General features: G+C 42.4%; 19 protein-coding genes. 7 read left to right on the top strand and 12 right to left on the bottom strand.

The features are described from left to right. Positions 1 to 91: 91 nt before the first annotated feature. Complete coding sequence (gene ureG, locus AOC03_RS04025) at positions 92 to 739, top strand: urease accessory protein UreG (RefSeq protein WP_062533704.1); 648 nt, start codon at positions 92 to 94, stop codon at positions 737 to 739. A 106-nt stretch (positions 740 to 845) separates the two neighbouring features. Next, on the top strand, positions 846 to 1436 hold the full coding sequence (locus tag AOC03_RS04030; RefSeq protein ID WP_062533705.1) for a HupE/UreJ family protein: 591 nt from the start codon (positions 846 to 848) through the stop codon (positions 1434 to 1436). A gap of 92 nt (positions 1437 to 1528) precedes the next feature. On the opposite strand, the gene AOC03_RS04035 is transcribed toward AOC03_RS04030, so the two are convergent. After that, a complete protein-coding gene (locus AOC03_RS04035; protein WP_062533706.1) occupies positions 1529 to 3646 on the bottom strand; it encodes an Ig-like domain-containing protein in 2118 nt (705 codons plus the stop codon). Between the two features lie 486 nt (positions 3647 to 4132). On the opposite strand from AOC03_RS04035, the gene rpmB reads away from it, so the two are divergent. Beyond that, the gene (gene rpmB, locus AOC03_RS04040; protein ID WP_062533707.1) at positions 4133 to 4369 is read left to right on the top strand and encodes a 50S ribosomal protein L28; all 237 of its coding nucleotides are present in this window, start codon (positions 4133 to 4135) and stop codon (positions 4367 to 4369) included. A gap of 39 nt (positions 4370 to 4408) precedes the next feature. Then, positions 4409 to 4564 (top strand): 50S ribosomal protein L33, encoded by a 156-nt coding sequence (rpmG, locus tag AOC03_RS04045; protein WP_062533708.1) that lies wholly within the window; start codon positions 4409 to 4411, stop codon positions 4562 to 4564. A 113-nt stretch (positions 4565 to 4677) separates the two neighbouring features. Here the strand turns inward: rpmG and AOC03_RS04050 are convergent, their stop codons facing one another. The 11 genes from AOC03_RS04050 to ispH all read right to left on the bottom strand — a co-directional run bounded on the left by AOC03_RS04050 (position 4678) and on the right by ispH (position 14572). Next, complete coding sequence (locus AOC03_RS04050; protein ID WP_062533709.1) at positions 4678 to 4989, bottom strand: hypothetical protein; 312 nt, start codon at positions 4987 to 4989, stop codon at positions 4678 to 4680. A gap of 170 nt (positions 4990 to 5159) precedes the next feature. Further along, entirely contained in the window at positions 5160 to 5471 is a 312-nt protein-coding gene (locus tag AOC03_RS04055) for a hypothetical protein (RefSeq protein ID WP_062533710.1), read from the bottom strand. A gap of 90 nt (positions 5472 to 5561) precedes the next feature. Next, on the bottom strand, positions 5562 to 5921 hold the full coding sequence (locus AOC03_RS04060) for a hypothetical protein (protein ID WP_062533711.1): 360 nt from the start codon (positions 5919 to 5921) through the stop codon (positions 5562 to 5564). A 114-nt stretch (positions 5922 to 6035) separates the two neighbouring features. Continuing rightward, a complete protein-coding gene (gene rpe, locus AOC03_RS04065; RefSeq protein ID WP_062533712.1) occupies positions 6036 to 6725 on the bottom strand; it encodes a ribulose-phosphate 3-epimerase in 690 nt (229 codons plus the stop codon). 109 nt (positions 6726 to 6834) lie between these two features. Continuing rightward, positions 6835 to 7047 (bottom strand): TIGR03643 family protein, encoded by a 213-nt coding sequence (locus tag AOC03_RS12930; protein ID WP_062536453.1) that lies wholly within the window; start codon positions 7045 to 7047, stop codon positions 6835 to 6837. 300 nt (positions 7048 to 7347) lie between these two features. Next, on the bottom strand, positions 7348 to 8238 hold the full coding sequence (gene fghA / locus AOC03_RS04075) for an S-formylglutathione hydrolase (RefSeq protein WP_062533713.1): 891 nt from the start codon (positions 8236 to 8238) through the stop codon (positions 7348 to 7350). 416 nt (positions 8239 to 8654) lie between these two features. Then, positions 8655 to 10115 (bottom strand): C13 family peptidase, encoded by a 1461-nt coding sequence (locus AOC03_RS04080; protein ID WP_062533714.1) that lies wholly within the window; start codon positions 10113 to 10115, stop codon positions 8655 to 8657. Positions 10116 to 10369: 254 nt separating this feature from the next. Beyond that, the gene (gene htpG / locus AOC03_RS04085; protein WP_062533715.1) at positions 10370 to 12340 is read right to left on the bottom strand and encodes a molecular chaperone HtpG; all 1971 of its coding nucleotides are present in this window, start codon (positions 12338 to 12340) and stop codon (positions 10370 to 10372) included. Positions 12341 to 12500: 160 nt separating this feature from the next. Continuing rightward, entirely contained in the window at positions 12501 to 13316 is an 816-nt protein-coding gene (locus AOC03_RS04090) for a thioesterase family protein (protein WP_062533716.1), read from the bottom strand. A 14-nt stretch (positions 13317 to 13330) separates the two neighbouring features. After that, positions 13331 to 13570 (bottom strand): hypothetical protein, encoded by a 240-nt coding sequence (locus tag AOC03_RS04095; RefSeq protein WP_062533717.1) that lies wholly within the window; start codon positions 13568 to 13570, stop codon positions 13331 to 13333. A gap of 45 nt (positions 13571 to 13615) precedes the next feature. Continuing rightward, entirely contained in the window at positions 13616 to 14572 is a 957-nt protein-coding gene (gene ispH, locus AOC03_RS04100) for a 4-hydroxy-3-methylbut-2-enyl diphosphate reductase (RefSeq protein ID WP_062533718.1), read from the bottom strand. A 318-nt stretch (positions 14573 to 14890) separates the two neighbouring features. On the opposite strand from ispH, the gene gmk reads away from it, so the two are divergent. The 3 genes from gmk to AOC03_RS04115 all read left to right on the top strand — a co-directional run bounded on the left by gmk (position 14891) and on the right by AOC03_RS04115 (position 18496). After that, complete coding sequence (gene gmk, locus AOC03_RS04105; protein WP_062533719.1) at positions 14891 to 15517, top strand: guanylate kinase; 627 nt, start codon at positions 14891 to 14893, stop codon at positions 15515 to 15517. A 169-nt stretch (positions 15518 to 15686) separates the two neighbouring features. Continuing rightward, complete coding sequence (rpoZ, locus tag AOC03_RS04110) at positions 15687 to 15947, top strand: DNA-directed RNA polymerase subunit omega (RefSeq protein ID WP_062533720.1); 261 nt, start codon at positions 15687 to 15689, stop codon at positions 15945 to 15947. A 362-nt stretch (positions 15948 to 16309) separates the two neighbouring features. Continuing rightward, positions 16310 to 18496 carry a RelA/SpoT family protein gene (locus AOC03_RS04115; protein ID WP_062533721.1) on the top strand — a complete coding sequence of 729 codons (2187 nt, stop codon included), beginning with the start codon at positions 16310 to 16312 and terminating at the stop codon, positions 18494 to 18496. The last annotated feature ends 49 nt before the right edge of the window (positions 18497 to 18545 follow it).

Below are 18545 nucleotides of genomic sequence, written 5' to 3' on the forward strand. Positions count from 1 at the left end.
TTTGTGTGATAACACGCATTGTTTTATCACCAACGTTTTATTACCCATGTTTTATCAGCAGATTTTTCACCCTTATTTATTGGAGACAATCATGACAACTCAATGTTTACGAGTCGGTGTCGGCGGTCCTGTTGGATCAGGTAAAACAGCGCTTTTGCGTCAGTTATGTTTAGCGTTACGTGGTCATTATGATTTGGCAGTAGTGACCAATGACATTTATACCAAAGAAGATGCGCAATTTTTATTGCGTCATCAGGCATTGTCTGACGATCGCATTATGGGCGTTGAGACAGGCGGCTGCCCGCATACCGCCATTCGCGAAGATGCCTCAATGAATTTGGCTGCTATTGATACCCTACAAGAGCGCCACCCAAATTTAGAATTGGTATTAGTAGAAAGTGGCGGCGATAATTTATCCGCTACCTTTAGCCCTGAGCTATCAGACCTTACTCTATATGTGATTGATGTGTGTGCCGGTGATAAGATTCCGCGTAAAGGCGGTCCGGGTATCACTAAGTCTGACTTATTAATTATTAATAAAACTGACTTAGCGCCAATGGTTAATGCCTCACTTGAGGTGATGGCACGCGATGCCAAGCTCATGCGTGGCGAACGTCCCTTTGTATTTGCAAACTTAGAGCGCGGTGATGGGGTGCTTGAGATTATTAAATTTATTCAACGTGAAGGTATGCTTGCATCGTTACCCGCTGATTTTTCAGTGGTCACCAGTGAAGCGTAGGCTGAGTGTTTTATAAAAAATCTATTGAATCTAAAGCCCATTTACCCTTAAGCCTATTGTCTAAAATTAAACATTTACCTTTAGGCATCTATATTTAGGAACTCTTATGAACACACACAAAATGCGTCACGCTCTACTACTTGCCTCCTTTGGTCTATTGCCATCAGTCGCGTTTGCTCATCCTGGTCATGAAACGGCGGGTATGCTCTCAGGTATGCTGCATCCGTTATTAGGCTGGGATCATCTGCTCGCAATGGTTGCTGTTGGTATGTTGGCAGTAATGGGACGCAAAAAGATTGCATGGCAGTTACCAGTGGCATTTGTCAGCTTTATGCTGATTGGCGCGTTACTTGGCATGAATGGTTTCGCAATTCCCGCGGTTGAAACGGGCATCTTATTATCACTTGTGGCATTAGGCGCGTTACTTGCCTTTGGTCGCGCAAGCTACCTACCAGCCTTAACAGTAGGCTGTGCGTTGTTTGGTACATTGCATGGTAATGCGCACGGTATCGAACTACCAGCCAACGCAGCGGCGATGAGCTATGTCTCAGGCTTTATGCTAGCGACCATCGCCCTACATTTAGCAGGCTGTGCACTTGCCAGCATTGGCGCGAGCAAATGGCAATCTATGGCACTTAAAACCAGTGGTGTGGCTATTGCGGGTGCAGGCTTATTTGGTATCTTAAGCGTCATTTAATGATTACTTTATAAGTTAGTACAGATTTCACAAGCACAAATAAAAACCCCCGATATGATATCGGGGGTTTTTTATTTATATCTTTTTAAAACTTACTGAATAACATAAGTTTGAGTAGTCGTATTATTACGTGGTGATGTTACTGAAATCTTAAAGTAATCACCTGCTTCACACTGATTTAAAGCGTATGTATTAATCGTACCGGTATTAACTCCAGGTTTACCTGTAGAAACGAGGTCAGGAACCTTATCTGCTCCTCCAATTAAATCAATTTCGCAATTTTTCTCTCCCTTTGTTTTATCAACTATCGTACCAGTAATAGTAGACCCAGAAGGCATAGGATTTAAATCATAAAAGCCACCGCTGTTAATGCGAACTGATATTCGATTATCAGTACCGTCGATAGCTTGGGTTGGTCGTACCGAGAATATATTGTTATTATCTAAATCACCAAGAGTAAATCGAGCGCCACTACCGTTTGATAACAACTGAATAGACTGATAACGTACCACAGCATCCAGTCCTGAATTACAAGTCATCGGTTTGTTAGGTGATACGAAAGTGGCTTTAAAGTTTTCCTCGAAAGCCTGTTTTTTTATTTCAGTGAGGGAAGGAAACTTAAGATTTATAAATTGTCTTACGTTATTTTCACATTGCCCAGTTGCTTGTGTCATTAATGGATAAGTAAACTCACCTTTTTCAAAAGTTCCGTTCTCATTATCATCACGGAAAGTGTCGCCGATATTATGAACAAAGGTATCACCTTTGTCCCAAGCATTATTCTCATTCTTATCAATGTACGCCTTTTCGCCTTCAGCAACCGCCAGCACGCTTACACGCCCATCACCTGGACGTGGATTTTGAGTTGAAAACTCGACCTTACATTCACCGTTAACGGTATTACAACTTGATGGAAATACCTTTCCACCTTCAGCTGTAAAGCTAACTACGGTGCCATCTGGTACTTTATTACCATTAACATCAACCAGACGAGCCATTACATCTGTCTTATCGCCATCAAAAGCCCAGTCCAATACGTTTTTGCCCATGGATAAGCTTAATCCATCCTGCGTAACCCGCGAGCTAGCAATTGAAATGTCTTTTGATAACGCATTGATACGGCTATCTCTCACTAGCGTGGCTTTAATCTCAACGGGTCCCGGTGTCGAACCAGGATAGATATTTACAGATATTTTACCGTTTGCATCTGTGGTCGCAGGTATAACATTTCTATTGCCTAAAACACCAAATGTCAGTCCCAAAGGTGACTTCTCTAACGATAAAGAAACGCTTGCATTGGCTAAAGGCGTAGTATTTGAGTAAACCGTAAACTCTACTGAACCTGTTGCTGAAGAACCGCTGTTTTGGATACCAAGCGTTAACGGGTTCGAGGTATAGACGATAGAGGTCGCTTCAGGAAGCTGTACATTGATTTTGGTAGTCTGTGTTGCCCTACCTGCACTCGCTGATATGTTCACCGCTCCACTACATAGAGTGTTGTTTGGATTAATGGCTTTATACACCACTTCAACCATCCCATCAGAATCAGAACTCATTTGAGTGGGAATTTGACCACAACTGGCATTTAAATTAACCAACATCCCACTTAATGGATTACCGGCTGTATCACTCACCTTTAAAGACACGACTGTTTGCCCGCCAGATGGTAAATCTGATTCTGCTGCCTTTAATAAGTTTATCGCTACATTGGTTGCTTGCACCGAAAAAGTCAGCTCATTAGTAGCCGTATTACCCTTAAAACTAGCCGCTGCGGAAATGGTATAAGCACCCGACACTTCAGGACTATTAGGCTTTAAGAAAATACGAGCTTTACCCTCACTATCTGTCAGCATAGAACCTGATGTGGTTTGTGATAAGGTTATACCTTCAGCATCAATGGTAAAGTTCACTTTAGCATTTAAGACCGGTTGGTTATTGTTATCAGTTACTTCCACTTCATAGTAAGCACCATCAAGACTTACTGTATTGATAATATTACCGTCTGTATTCACTAATTTACTGGTTTTAATATTAAGTGATTCAAGGGGCTGTTGCGCTCCCCCTCCTCCATTGCCATTACCATTACCACCACCCGGTGCTGGCGCAATAGAGTCTACGGCATCACCGCCACCACAACCGGCTAATGCCAAGGCACAGGTCAAAAAGGTGAGCTGAAATAACTTAGAGGTAGGTAGAGAGCTGTATGACATATTTTGGACTCCGCATCGGCGAGGATTTATTGAATAGAAAAAGCAGAAAGTTGCCACACTATTAGTAACAATAGGGGCACTCATAAATAGGTTTAGTAGTAATAATATTTATAGTAACAGCTTGTATATAATTTCTAACGGTAACTTTACTGATTTTTATCGTAACTTACAACTAAAGATTCTACCTTTGTATTAAGTAATCAATAACATAGTAGGATAAATTCAGGGTATAATAGGCAGCTTTTATAACGACCGTTATTACAATAAATTTGAATATTTATAAAATTTGTGGTATAAATGTCGGCTTTAAAATTTTCTGATTTGGTATGGCTGTTATTAGCCTTTAGATAACAGATGTATCAGTTCAACCTTCATATAGTTTTGTTTGGTGCAATGGTGTCGTTTGCTGTGTCCATGCCGCAAATACGCGCAAATTGCCCAGACTGGTATGAGAAAACCTCATACCTCATAGATTAGGAGTTCGCCATGTCTAGAGTTTGCCAAGTGACTGGAAAGCGCCCTATGGTGGGTAATAATGTTTCGCACGCAAACAACAAAACCCGTCGTCGCTTTCTACCAAACCTTCATCACCATCGTTTTTGGGTAGAATCTGAAAACCGTTTTGTACGTCTACGTATCTCTACTAAAGGTATGCGTATCATCGACAAATTAGGTATTGATAAAGTGCTAGTAGATTTGCGCGCACAAGGTCAAAAAGTTTAAGCCACGCGCTTGCATGCCATCATTTAAAGGAAAGCTATCATGAGAGATAAAATCAAGTTGGTATCAACTGCTGGTACTGGGTATTACTACACCACTACTAAAAACAAGCGTACGATGCCTGGCAAAATGGAAATGAAGAAATTCGATCCAAAAATTCGCCAACACGTTTTGTTTAAAGAAGCAAAAATCAAATAATAGCCATTAAACAATGCCTATTATTTGACAATAAAAAAGGGTTTATCAATTGATAAACCCTTTTTTATTGCCTGCTATTTACGATTAAAATCGTTATTTAACTACTTATATATTTAGCTATAGTGCGTGGGTTCTTTATCATAAACGTGCGCATGCCACTGGCTCATCTGCTTTTTCATAATAATCTGAATAGCCGCATGAATCATATGCTGACCGATTGATTGCGTGTCAGTACCGAGCAACTCTTTCAGCTTATCAGAGAAATCAATGGTCATTAATGGCTCCTCGCTTTTTTCGGCATCACGTAATACCAGTTTACCGTCTTCCGCCTCTACTAACTCCAGCGTCGTCTCTTTCGCAAAGCCTGCAAAGGGGTCAGGACTTTCGTTGTCTACTTCTATCTCATTTTCAATATCATATGGCATTCAGTGTTTTTCCTTATTATCCCATCTTATCATGTTATATAGCGCATTGCCTTATGACAAAAAGGGGCAAATACATTACCATTTACAATGGATGCGTTGCTTGCCAAATTCAAGGGCATGGTGCTAAGTCTAGTGTATAAGCCAATAAAACATTCAGCCTAATAGATAACTTAACGCCAATAGCGCAATTTGGCTAAGGTAAATAAGAACGCGACAAACATACCTAAATAATAGACCAGTTTTAGCTCTAAGCTAGGATCGCGATATTTAAACGGTAGCGCAATCGTGGCAGTGGCAGTCGGTAATATCAATAGCATGAGTAACCAATTTTCAATGACATTCAGCCAGCCTTGTAGGTCACTACCATGACGTAAGGACGCTAAACCAAGCAACAAACAGCCAATAATTAAACTGGTAAATAGACCGTTTGGTAAGTCTTTGGGATAAATAATATTGGCAAGAGCTGCCGGTACAATTCGCATGCAAAATTCCAAGAATAATCACGCATGACGTATGGACATCACATAGATTAAGGTCATTAATAGGGTTAAATAAAAATACTTAGCCAGCAACTAGCTGTAGCCACCCATCAACCACAGCATAGAAATACAAGCGGTTAGACAACCTAAGCTAATCGCATTCCAACCCTCGATATGCACGCCATTTAGCTTATTAAAGATTTTTGAGCCCAGCCAAAACAACAGTGGAATACCAAGCACAAAAGCAGGTACCAATACCGCAGCATGACGCCATACATCGCCTACTTCTTCACCTGATAGAATACGAAACGCATAACCGGCAAGACTTAATATTAAGGAAAATATAGCCAGTCCGATGGTAATGCCTTTAGGTACTAGGCTTGATTTTTTGGCTGCCGAATGGTTACTGATAGCAGCATTGGCTGCTGGCGTATAGGTTTGTGATTTGTTCATAGTGCACCTCGATAATGGAGAATGATGCAGATTTTGGGTGCTGGTAGCATATCAATCATGCTCAGCGCACACAGTTGCACATCACTGACTATCTTACTATTACTATAGCAGTGATTACGGTTGAGCTGCCAATGCCAACTCTGCACGCATCGCATCAATAGCAGCGCGGTAATCGGGCTGATTAAAAATAGCAGAACCGGCGACAAACATATCAGCACCTGCTTCAGCAATCGCACGAATATTACTCGCCTTAATACCGCCATCGACTTCTAGGCGAATATCACGACCACTGGCATCAATCAGTTTACGCACGTCACGTACTTTATTAAGCGTGCTATCAATAAATGACTGACCACCAAAACCGGGGTTAACGCTCATCAATAAGATTTGATCGACTTTATCCATGACGTAGTCTAAATGATGTAATGGCGTGGCAGGATTCAACACTAAGCCACATTTTGCGCCGCCATCTTTTATCAATTGCAATGAGCGATCAACGTGAGCACTGGCTTCTGGATGGAAGGTAATAATACTCGCACCCGCTTCTAAGAACTGCTCAATCATGCCATCGACAGGCGATACCATCAGATGCACATCAATAGGCGCATCAATACCATAATCACGCAGCGCTTTACATATCATACTACCAAAAGTGAGATTCGGTACATAATGATTGTCCATCACATCAAAATGAACCACGTCAGCGCCCGCTTTTAGAACCTTATCGACTTCTTCACCCAAACGAGCAAAATCAGCAGATAAGATAGAAGGAGCAATTAAATATTGTTTATCAGGACAAATCATAATAAAGCCTTTGGGCGTGGATATTAGTGAGCGTAGCTATTTGATAAATCAGAAATGGACGTATGCCGTATTGGTATAAAGTATTGGTATAAAGTGTTCGTATCAAATACTATCGTGGCTTATATTGAGTTTTACAATGGGCACGACCGACTATAAAAGTGCGTTTCGCTTGATGCTTAGTCACACGACCGGTCACCCGCTGCCGCCACAGTCGAAAAGAAGAGGGCTTTAACTGCTGACGCATCAACTTGATTACCGCAGACTCATTGAGCCCATAACTGTGCTCTATCGCCGCAAACGGCGTTCTATCTTCCCATGCCATCTCTATTACACGTGATAGTTGTGACTCATTAAGAGCCGTATTATCTACTGCCTCTATTATTTTTGATAGCGTTTTACTTGACTTAATAGTAATGAGTTGGCAATTTGCATCGTGCTTTAGCTTTTTATCGTGCTTTAACTGTAGAGCGTTATCTATATCGGCTTGCATAAGCGCAAGAGAGGATGAAGCATTTGCCATAAGAACGTAGCCTTTCAAAAAGTAGTCGCATCGTTGTGTCATTGTTTATTTAAAATACCGCTCTGTTTACCATACCGCTCTATTTAGAAACACAACATCTATTTAGCTCAGCTGTGCCATGCGCCAATGATGCTCAATATGATCATGAATAACGGTTTGAATAAAATAATAGCTGTGGTCATGACCTGCTTGATAGCGCAGTGTTAATGGCTGACCTGCCTTCTCACAGGCTTGCTGTAACTTTGGCGTTTGCAGCTGACCGTCTGCTAAAAACTCATCAGCCGCTCCTTGATCCACTAAAATACTAGCGTATTGCTGACCAACGGCTTCAATAGTATGAGCCGCATCAGATTCCTGCCATTTAACCTTATTATCACCGAAGTATTCGCTAAAAGCGGCTTGCCCCCATGCCGACTCGCTTGCCGCGCAGACGGGCGACAGGGCTGAGACACTAACGAATTTGCTAGGAAATTTAAAGCCTAGTAATAGCGCACCATGACCACCCATTGAATGACCCATGATGCCAATACTAGTGATGGCAAACTCAGCACGCAGCAAATCATATAACTCATCAACAATATAGCTTTGCATATTAAAACGTTCTGACCACGGGGCGCAAGTGGCATCGACATAGTAACTTGCGCCTTGACCGACAAAATAGCGTTCATCGTTGGCAACATCAACTTCGGCATTACTGCGAGGCGAGGTATCTGGCGCAATAAATATCATGCCAAGCTCGCTGCATTTTTTTTGCACATGGGCTTTATGGGTGACGTTATCGGCATTACAAGTTAGCCCAGACAAATACAAGACTGCGGGACAACGATGTCCTGCTAATGCTTCATCAGGTAAATAAATACTAAAAGTCATCGACGTCTTAGTGGCGGTCGAATCATGGCTATAGTAATGCTGCTCGCCATCAAAACAGCGATTGGCACTGATCTGCGTCAGCTTTGAATTAGCAGATAAGCTGTCAGCGTAATAGTTAGTCATAAATAATTACTCATAATTGACGTTCCTTTTATCTTATCATTATTTAAAAATCAGTATTTAACAGTATTGCATAGTGTAGTATCAAAAAACTGAGTGCAAAGAACACTATTTAATAACAGCAAGTTAATAACAGCAAGCACAATAAAAATAAGCGCTAGAACCCACATGAGCAGCGCTTATTTTTTAGTTTTTATAAAGCCAGTAGTAGTTATCCGCTCAAACATCATTTTCATAATAAAAAATATAATCAATAAATAGCAAATGACAGCACATGATGCCAGTTTAAAATTGACGGTTGTGTTAATGGTTATTATACAAAGCAAAAATCGTTAGAATGTAGGCTTTATATAGCACTTTGTTAAAGCAATATTTAACCCATATTTTATCAGAGCAAGTCACTAACACCTTAGCATCAATTATTGAACGCTGACAGCTTTATCAGCGATGATGTTAATCATCGTATCCGTTGCGTCATTGTCGCTAGTAACTCTGGTCACTGTCGGACGTGCCTTATCGAACAACACTTGCTCAAATGCCGGTAATGCCGTTTTCATTAAGCTACCAACCACCATCTGTGGCTCAGACGGCTCGAAGCCCATCACACTTTCACGCTCATGCACTCGTAAACTGGCGTCTTTAAATGCGGCTAAAAAACTGGTGTTTTCACGCAAACCTTCTGCAAAAAACGCCTGACCAAAATAGGTCATCTCAGCGGTATTGGTACAGCCAAACGACATCTTATCCGCAGCTGATGCCGTAATGACCACCGTGGTTGGCGACTGTAATTCATCAATAAACGAACCTGAATAGCAAGCCGACACCACAATCACGCGCCAGCGAATACCTGACTCATCCAGTGCTTCTCGTAGCCATGCCGCATCCAAATCTTCCATGTCAAGAGGCGGATTTTCAAGTTGAACGATGTCAGTCGTACCGTGCGAGGACAAGGTCAATAATAATACATCCTCATCGGCATTCATTTGCTGACCAATTCGCTTTAACCCTTGTAATATACTGGTCTTAGTGGCGACCGGCTCATCAAGCCAGCTATACGTATTATTAATCAACGTCAGCGACTTTCCACTAGTGCCAAAACGCACATCAAACAACTCACGGACGCGATTAATCTCAGAACGAAAGACGTTCTGTTCAGCAAAGCCCGCCACACCCATAAAGTACCAATCACTTTTACCCGGTATGCTCGGATTAATGCTCGCTAACGCTTGTTGTAGTAGCTGCGGTTGTTTGTATAACGCCGCCTCTTCTAGTACTGGTTGTACCGGTATTTGCTTAAAAATAGGCTGGTCAGCGATATTACGTTGCCAAATAGTCAGCAGTGCTACCGCGCCCACTAAAACAATTAACCGTTCCCACCACGGTGTACGTAAATGACGGGCAAATAACCACAATAATGCCAACGTTTGCCATAAGAACAGCAGCAAAAATAATATCGGTAAGAAATCATAGCTCCACTCAGGTAACCAACCATGACTGCCTAAAAACTGCACCGCGCTTTGTAGCAGCGCTGATAATGTATCGGCTACTAACCACAAAATTACTGGCACAAACACCAGCGATTGATTACCAGCACGCCTTGCTAATATTATCCCACCAAGTAAAATAATGGTCGGCCAAATTAAGTAGCTGACCAGCCCTTGCTCATTAAAAATACTACCGCTTTCAGCAGCCAGCCATGAAAATAATACGTTGCTACCCAGCGCTAATAATGCAAAAGTAGCAAACTGCATAAAGGTCGGCTTCACCCAAGAAAATGCGCGTGTTGACCCAACCAGCATCCATAAAGATGCAATAATATTAGCAGCGAAATTGAGCGAAAAACGCTGAAGGGAGATGGTTTTGAGCGACGAGAGTGACAAAGACTTAGACCTCTATCCAGTCGAGAGAAATGTAGATGCCATCTAATATAGATAACACAATCTACTAGTTTAACCTGCTAATCTAACGCGATTGTAACGGATTGTCAGTCAAGAAAATAAGGCTGATTTGTAACGCTCATAAAAAAAGAGGTCTTCATTTAAGACCTCTTTTTTACTCAACTATTTCATTTTTCTTAGCGTAATTTTCAAATAGAATATCAGCTATATAACTATTAGCGCATTAAAAATAATTATTAGCGCATCAATAGCTCGTTCACACGTTTAAGATAAGCCGCAGGATCTTCAAGCTGACCACCATCCGCGAGTAACGCTTGGTCAAAAATAACTTGCGCCAACTTGTCAAAGTCGCCATCAGATTGCGCGCTATTCTCTAACTTTTTAATCAATGGATGGTCAGGGTTAATCTCAAGCGTCGGTTTGCTTTCTGGCACATCCTGCCCCATTTGCTTGAGCATTTGGATCATTTGTGGAGACAACTCACCTTCGCCAACCACTAAGCAGGCTGGACTATCGACCAAACGGGTAGACACTTTGACGTCTTTAGCACGCAAACCTAAGGCAGCTTTGAACTTATCAACCACTGGCTTGAGCGTCTCTTCAGCTTTTTCGGCTTCAGCTTTTTCGGCTTCGTCTTGCAAGTCGCCTAAATCTACCGCACCTTTAGCGATGTTTTGTAATTGCGTGCCATCAAATTCGGTTAAGAAGTTCATTGCCCATTCATCAACACGGCTGGTCATCAAAATAACTTCGATGCCTTTTTTCTTAAATAGCTCAAGTTGTGGGCTATTTTTAGCAGCAGCAATGTTGTCAGCAGTGAGATAATAAATGGCTTTTTGACCGTCTTTCATGCGTGCTTTATAGTCTTCAAAACTAGTCGTTTCGCCATCTTGGGTGCTGGTTGCGTAGCGTAGTAATTTGGCAATACGTTCTTTATTGCCCATATCTTCGCCAACGCCTTCTTTGATGACATCACCAAATTCAGCATAGAACTGCGCGAATTTTTCTTGTTTATCCGCATCTTCACTATTCGCAAGACTCGCTAATAAAGTCAAAATACGACGCGCGTTGCCATCACGAATAGACTTAACATCACGCGATTCTTGTAAAATTTCACGGCTGACGTTCAAAGGTAAATCCGCTGAATCAATGACGCCTTTTACAAAACGCAAATACATCGGTAGCAACTGCTCAGCATCATCCATAATAAAGACGCGCTTCACATACAGCTTTAAGCCGTGTTGCTGCTCGCGTGCGTATAAATCCATCGGTGCAGTTTTCGGGATATAGAGTAGCTGAGTATATTGCACGCGACCTTCAACACGGTTATGCGTCCACGTTAATGGGGCGTCCATGTCATAAGTGATATTTTTATAAAAGTCGACATATTCTTCATCTTCAATGTCAGATGGCGTACGCGTCCATAAGGCACTGGCTTTGTTAATGGTTTCCCATTCGTCGGTTAAGACCATTTGACCATTGGCAGGCGTGTCGCTACCTTCCTCAACTTCATCTTCTTGCCATACTTCTTTACGCATCTGAATTGGCAGGCTGATATGGTCAGAATACTTATTGACCAAACGCTTGATTTTGTTGCGGTCTAAATAGCTGTCTTCGCCTTCAGAATACTGCTCTTTTAAATGTAAAGTAATGCTCGAGCCGCGCTCTGCTTTAGTGATGTTTTCAACCGTAAAGCTACCCGTGCCGTCCGATACCCAGCGTACGCCATTTTCCGCAGGCTCGCCCGCTTTACGGGTTTCCACGCTAATCGTATCCGCTACAATAAAGCCTGAATAAAAACCAACCCCAAATTGACCGATTAACTGACCATCTTGCTTTTGCGATTCAGACAACTTGTCTAGGAAAGCCTTAGTACCAGATTTGGCAATCGTGCCCAAGTTTTCAATCGCATCCGCTTCATTCATACCAATACCATTATCGGTAAAGGTAATGGTTTTAGCGTCTTCATCGACCGCAATACGAATACGCAGCTCACCGTCATCTTCGTAAAGACTGTCATCATTGGTCGCTTCAAAACGCAATTTATCACAGGCATCAGAGGCGTTTGAGACCAACTCACGTACGAAAATATCGGAATTAGAGTATAGCGAATGGGTCACTAAGTGTAATAACTGAGCCACTTCTGCTTCAAAGGTATGTTTTTTTAGTTCGGGTTTTTGGTTTTCTGTTGAGGTTTGTTCGCTCATAACCGATCCTTAATGAATAAATAAAAGTAACAAGTCACCGTATTTAATAAACGGACTGTTTATACAAATAGGGGCACGGCAAAAAATTTCAAGCATAAAGCGTGGCTTTATTATCATTAACGCTGTCGTTGTGAATAGCTAAGCAAAGATTAGGTACAAACTAGCACGGCATTGGACGCACCGTTAGAATTTGTTCGCTACGCCCAAAAGGACCATAAATGTCATGCAGTACAGCACTGGTCAGCCCGATACCATCGCTACCGTATTGCTGTACAGCGTCAATACCTAACCAACGACCTTGTGGCAAACGGTGCATATGAATCTGTAAATCGGTATTGGGAAACATCCACTGCGCCTCATCCAAGCCCAAACCCGTACGCGGTACGATACCATTAGCCGTATCGACCATACCCATTAAATGGGTTAAATCATCAGTCGGCTCGCCCGCCACCATCTCAACGTCTGTCGTCACCCACACCATGCCGCGACCGGGACGGCGATTTGGCGCTGATACCAAACGCAAACTTTTGATATAGCCACCTGGCCAGTTATGCATCTCTTGCCACTCGGACAATTGCTCAGGCTGATAAGGCGCTACTGGATCTTCAATCCCAGCAATCGCACGGGTATCTTGCGTCATTAATCGCCAAGCACGAGCAATAATACAATCACGACCGCTACAGCTTAATACGGACTCTATCAGTTCAATCGTTTTGCCGGTACGGATAAAACGGGTAGTAATTGTAGATTCGGCTAACGGTATACGCCCTAGAATATCAAGGCTAATACGGGCAAGTCGCATATTATCTTGCGGTGCAAACTGACTTAGCTCACGAGTAAGTAGTCCAGTTGCTGATGCCATATGCTGATCAAGCGTATTCCATGTGCCTTCAGTATGCTCAGTAGGCTGATAATAGGCAACGCTGACGCCATCGGCTTGCTGCTCGCGGTGAATACAATGGTAATAAGCGCTCATAGCAACTCCATATTTTATTTAAGAAGCGCCTGTTTTTTTAATTTAAGAACTTGACGGCTCTTAATGACAAAAAATAAGGCAATCATCATTGCTACAGTCAACGCTGCATAAAAAAAACTTTTAGCACGCATAAAGTGCACTATATTATTGCTCAATACAAATAGAAGCACGACAGTAATCAATATGTTTAGCTTCAACTGCTTTTCAACTTCACCAATAGTCGCTTCTGCCAATACAAATTTATTTATTTTCATACTAGCTTCTCTTCAATCGTTAAATTATATAGATATTTATAAGCACTATTTACCTACTTGTGTCACTGGAATACGCAGCTCTTTTGGCAAACTAAAAATGACGTTTTCTTCGATACCTGCTAGCTCATCAGGCACTGCCCCACCCCAATCTTGGAGTTGCTGTAACACTTCTTGAATTAAAATTTCAGGTGCTGATGCCCCTGCTGTCACGCCAACGCTTTGGACACCTTTAAACCAATTAACATCCATTTCGCTCGCGTTATCAATTAGGTATGCTTGGCAATCCATACGTTCTGCTAATTCGCGCAGGCGGTTAGAGTTTGATGAATTCGGCGAACCGACCACTAACACAACTTCACAACGCCCCGCCAAATCTTTGACGGCATCTTGGCGGTTTTGGGTGGCATAGCAAATATCGTCTTTGCGCGGTCCTTGAATCTTGGGGAATTTAACACGCAGGGCATCGATGACGCGCGCGGTATCGTCCATAGATAACGTGGTTTGCGTCACAAAAGCCAAGCGCTCAGCATCTTGTACGGTCAAATTTTCCACATCGGCTTCATTTTCGACCAAATGAATGTGCCCACCATGACGATGACTAAAACGTCCCATCGTACCTTCAACCTCAGGATGCCCGGCATGACCGATTAACACCGCATCCATACCATCATGAGCAAATTTTGCCACCTCCATATGCACTTTAGTAACCAGTGGACAGGTGGCGTCAAATACCGTGAGGTCACGGCGTTTGGCTTCATCTTCGACCGCTTTTGAGACCCCATGTGCAGAGAAAATCACAATCGAGCCATCCGGTACTTCATGCAGCTCTTCGACGAATACCGCACCACGATTGGCTAAGTCTGAAACTACAAACTTGTTATGTACCACTTCATGACGCACATAGATGGGTGGCTCAAAACGCGTTAAAGCTTGGTTAACAATCGCAATCGCACGGTCAACACCCGCACAAAACCCACGTGGATTGGCAAGATAAATTTGCATAATGAGACCTATCATTAGATAATTTGATTTTAGAAAACTGAGATAAATGAAGGCTCTACTTTAGCATAATTTACTTTTCCTGAATTTTAAAATACTACCTTGACAGTATTATTGATATTTTCTAAATCACTTATTTTTAAAATAAGAACGATTCGATTATTTTATTTTTGACTCATCTTTCAACCATCCTTTGACCCATCACAGAATGCGCGTATTATTAGCTACCTAATTATTCGTCACTATTTTTTAGCCAATATTTTTCAAGTTTTTACTGCCGACTTTTTTCAACTTTACCAATAGCGCATTAGGACGTTTTCTATGACAGGTTCATTATTTATTATTACTGCAGCTTCCGGTACGGGCAAGACCTCGCTGGTCAAGCAGCTACTTGCCACCACCAATGATTTAACCGTGAGTGTCTCCCATACCACTAGAAGTCCGCGTCCGGGCGAGCTTGATGGTCAGCATTACCATTTTACGGATATAGACACTTTTATTCAGGCAGTGGGTGAAGGCAAATTTTTAGAGCATGCAGAAGTGTTCGGTAACTATTATGGAACGTCTGAACAAAGTGTACGCGCCCAATTAGAATCGGGTATTGATGTCATTTTAGAAATCGACTGGCAAGGGGCGCTACAAGTCAAAAAGCTTTTTGCTGATGCCATCATGATTTTTATCTTACCGCCGAGTGTCGCAACTTTACGTCAGCGTCTATCAACACGCGCCACCGACAGCACTGACGTCATTGAACAGCGTCTAGCAGGCTCAGTGCATGAGATGTCGCAGTATGTGCATGCCGATTATGTGGTCATTAATGATAATTTTGAGGTGGCGCTTACTGAACTCAAAGCCATTATTATTGCCGATAGACAGACGCTAGCACGCCAGCAACGTCGTTATCAGAGCACCATTACAACGCTACTTAATCCCTCAACAAATGATTAACGTTAAGCCATATCGCTTATCCATGGATTAACTAAAAAAAAGCAATTACGTGCGTGCGCAAAAAATGCTATAATAAACGGTTATTCCCCTATATTTTTTATATTTCTGATACTATTATTAGTATGCGGATCGTCTCCGCAACTGATAAAAACAACCGAGGTAGCTAGCTATGGCACGCGTGACGATTGAAGATTGTTTGGATAATGTGGATAATCGCTTTGAGCTGGTGTTGGTTGCAAGCAAACGCGCCCGTCAATTGGCTAAAGGTATTGCTGAGCCCATGGTTGACGTTGATAACGATAAACCGACCGTCTTAGCCTTACGTGAGATTGCTGCTGGCAAAATCACTCGCGATATTCTCAATCAGCCGGAGCATCATTTTGCAACCAGCTCGTTAGATTTGGCATTATCAGGTGACCATGGTTTTTAAGCAAGCATTGCTTATATAACTGAAAAAACGTACAAATATTTAAATAAAAACCACAGTGTGATGCTGTGGTTTTTGCCGTTTATATTGACTTTGCTTTACGGGTTAGTGTGAGATTTTCTCAGAAAAATTGCCGCGAGTTGCCGTATTTTTTATTTTTTATCATGACTTTGTGCTTAGTAGTTGACATTTACTGCAATTTACGATTAATTAGAGGGTGGTTTAACCACTAAAATAATATCCAACGCTGCCGTATCTTCATATTTTTACTCTTGTGCTTTGTCTGTTTTATTTCTGCATGACCTTATTATCATAACCTTACAGTCCATCCAAGCAATCCCGCATAATAACAGGATAGTCACTTTATGAGCCAAACCTTACCCAAGCTCAGTCACCATATGGTTGATGAAGCTCAATACAATTTGCTGCGCTCAGTAGGCTATCTCAATGCCGCTGAGCGGCGTGATATTATTGACGCCTGTGAGTTCGGTGATATTGCGCATATTAAAGATAAGCGCAAGTCTGGGGAACCTTATATCACGCACCCAATTGCGGTTGCTGAAATCTTGGCGGGCTTTCGCTTGGATCGTGACACGATTATCGCGGCTATTTTGCACGATACGGTAGAAGATACCGAGGTCAGCGACGATCAATTGGCGCAGCGTTATGGCAAGGTGGTTGCACGGCTGGTCGATGGCGTCACTAAGCTCAAATCTAGCAGCCATAATAAACAAGAAAATAAAGCGGCAACCTTTCATAAAATTCTAACTGCGACCCTTGATGACCCGCGCGTATTGATTATTAAGCTTGCCGACCGTCTGCATAATATGTCGACCCTTGATTCTGTACGCCCTGAAAAACAGCGTTCAACGGCACAAGAAACCTTAGATTTTTATGTTCCTTTTGCGCGTCTAATGGGGCTAAATGATATTGCCGATTATATCGAGGTACTGTGTTATCGCAATCTCGATTCTGATATGTATAACAAGCTGTCTGATAAATTGTTGCAACATGGGCTTGGGCGTAACTTTCAACGCGAAGCCATTCACCGTTATTTGACCATTGTCTTACATAACTTAGGGTTAAGTGGACACGTTAAAGTCTTAGACAATCGCGTAGTTATCTTCCGACAATTCTTCCGCAATCGTGGCGAAATTAACGCGTTACTGCGCCATTATGCGTTTGAGATTGTGCTCGATAATATTGAGGAATGCGATAAGCTGGCGTATTATTTGATTAAAAAATATCAGATTGATGACACTCATATCGAAGACAATATTCGCCGTCCCCTACCCGGCGGTAACCAGTCGCTCACCTTGATTTATGAGCGTGATAACGACTTTGTGAAAGCGACTATTTTAACCAAGCAAATGCAACATGCGGCAAGGCTTGGCGTTATTGGAGCCGAGCACGCTTCTGATGTCAGCCAATCGGTCATTCAGGCATCACTGCGCAATATGAAAGACTTGGTCGATGAAGATACGCTTAATGAAAACAGTCCTGATTTTTCAGCGGCGGTGTCTGCTATTAATGAATTGATGGACTACTTACACTCAAGCAAAATTCTTTGTTACAGTCCGCAAGGGCGCGCTTATGAGTTGCCACAAGGCGCAACGGCGCTAGACTTTGCTTATGCCGTTGGACCGATGGTCGGCAATGTGGCAGTGGGTGCGAGCGTCGATGGTAAAAAATCTCGATTAGGAACGGTGGTGACCAATGGACAGCTGGTCGAGATTGAGGTTGATAGCAACTCTGAACCGAAAGCAGAATGGCTAGGGTTTGTGGTGACCAATAAAGCACGGGAAGAAATATTGCGCTGGTTTAAAGATTTATCGGCTGAAGACAAGCAGCGTCATGGACAACAAGCCCTCGACCGCGCCTTACAAACTTATCAAAAAAGTCTGAGTGATTTGAGCGCTAGTGACTGGGATAATCTTCTTGAATGGCGTGGGCTGAACGAAAAAAGCACCTTATTTGAACAAATTAGCTCCGGTACTTTGTTACCACAGCTGGTCGTATCACGCTTGTTTAGCGATGAAGTCAACTGTCTACAAGCTCAAGAGCACGGCGATGATTTGGCACAGCCACAGCAGTTGGTTGCCAATGCCGCTGGTGTCGAGTTGGACTTTGCCAACTGCTGTCATCCCATTTACGGCGACCCCATTGTTGGGCATCTATCACGACACGGTTTAGTAGTACATCGACATAAGTGCTTTTCATTAGACGACATCCGCAAAGACAATCCTTATCAAGTTATCCAATTACGTTGGCGTGATGATAAAGCCATTCGCCGCAACGATAACGGTGAATATGACGAAAAAATCCGTTTCCCCGCTTTCTTAAAACTATCAATCGCATTAAGCGATGAACAAATCAGTGAAGTCATTTACCATTTACGGCAACTGAATATTGGCATCGAAACCGTCGATGTCCGCAGTACCGATACCATTATTCATGTGATCGTACGTAGCCGTATACACTTGGCGCAAGGTATCCGCAATATGCGCTCATTGTTAGGTTTTCCTAATATCATGCGTCTCTATCAGTTATAATAATGGTCGTCATCATTCAATTTTGTATAAAGATAAAATAATGATGTCC

The organism is Psychrobacter urativorans, from assembly GCF_001298525.1.
Classification (GTDB): Bacteria; Pseudomonadota; Gammaproteobacteria; order Pseudomonadales; family Moraxellaceae; genus Psychrobacter; species Psychrobacter urativorans_A.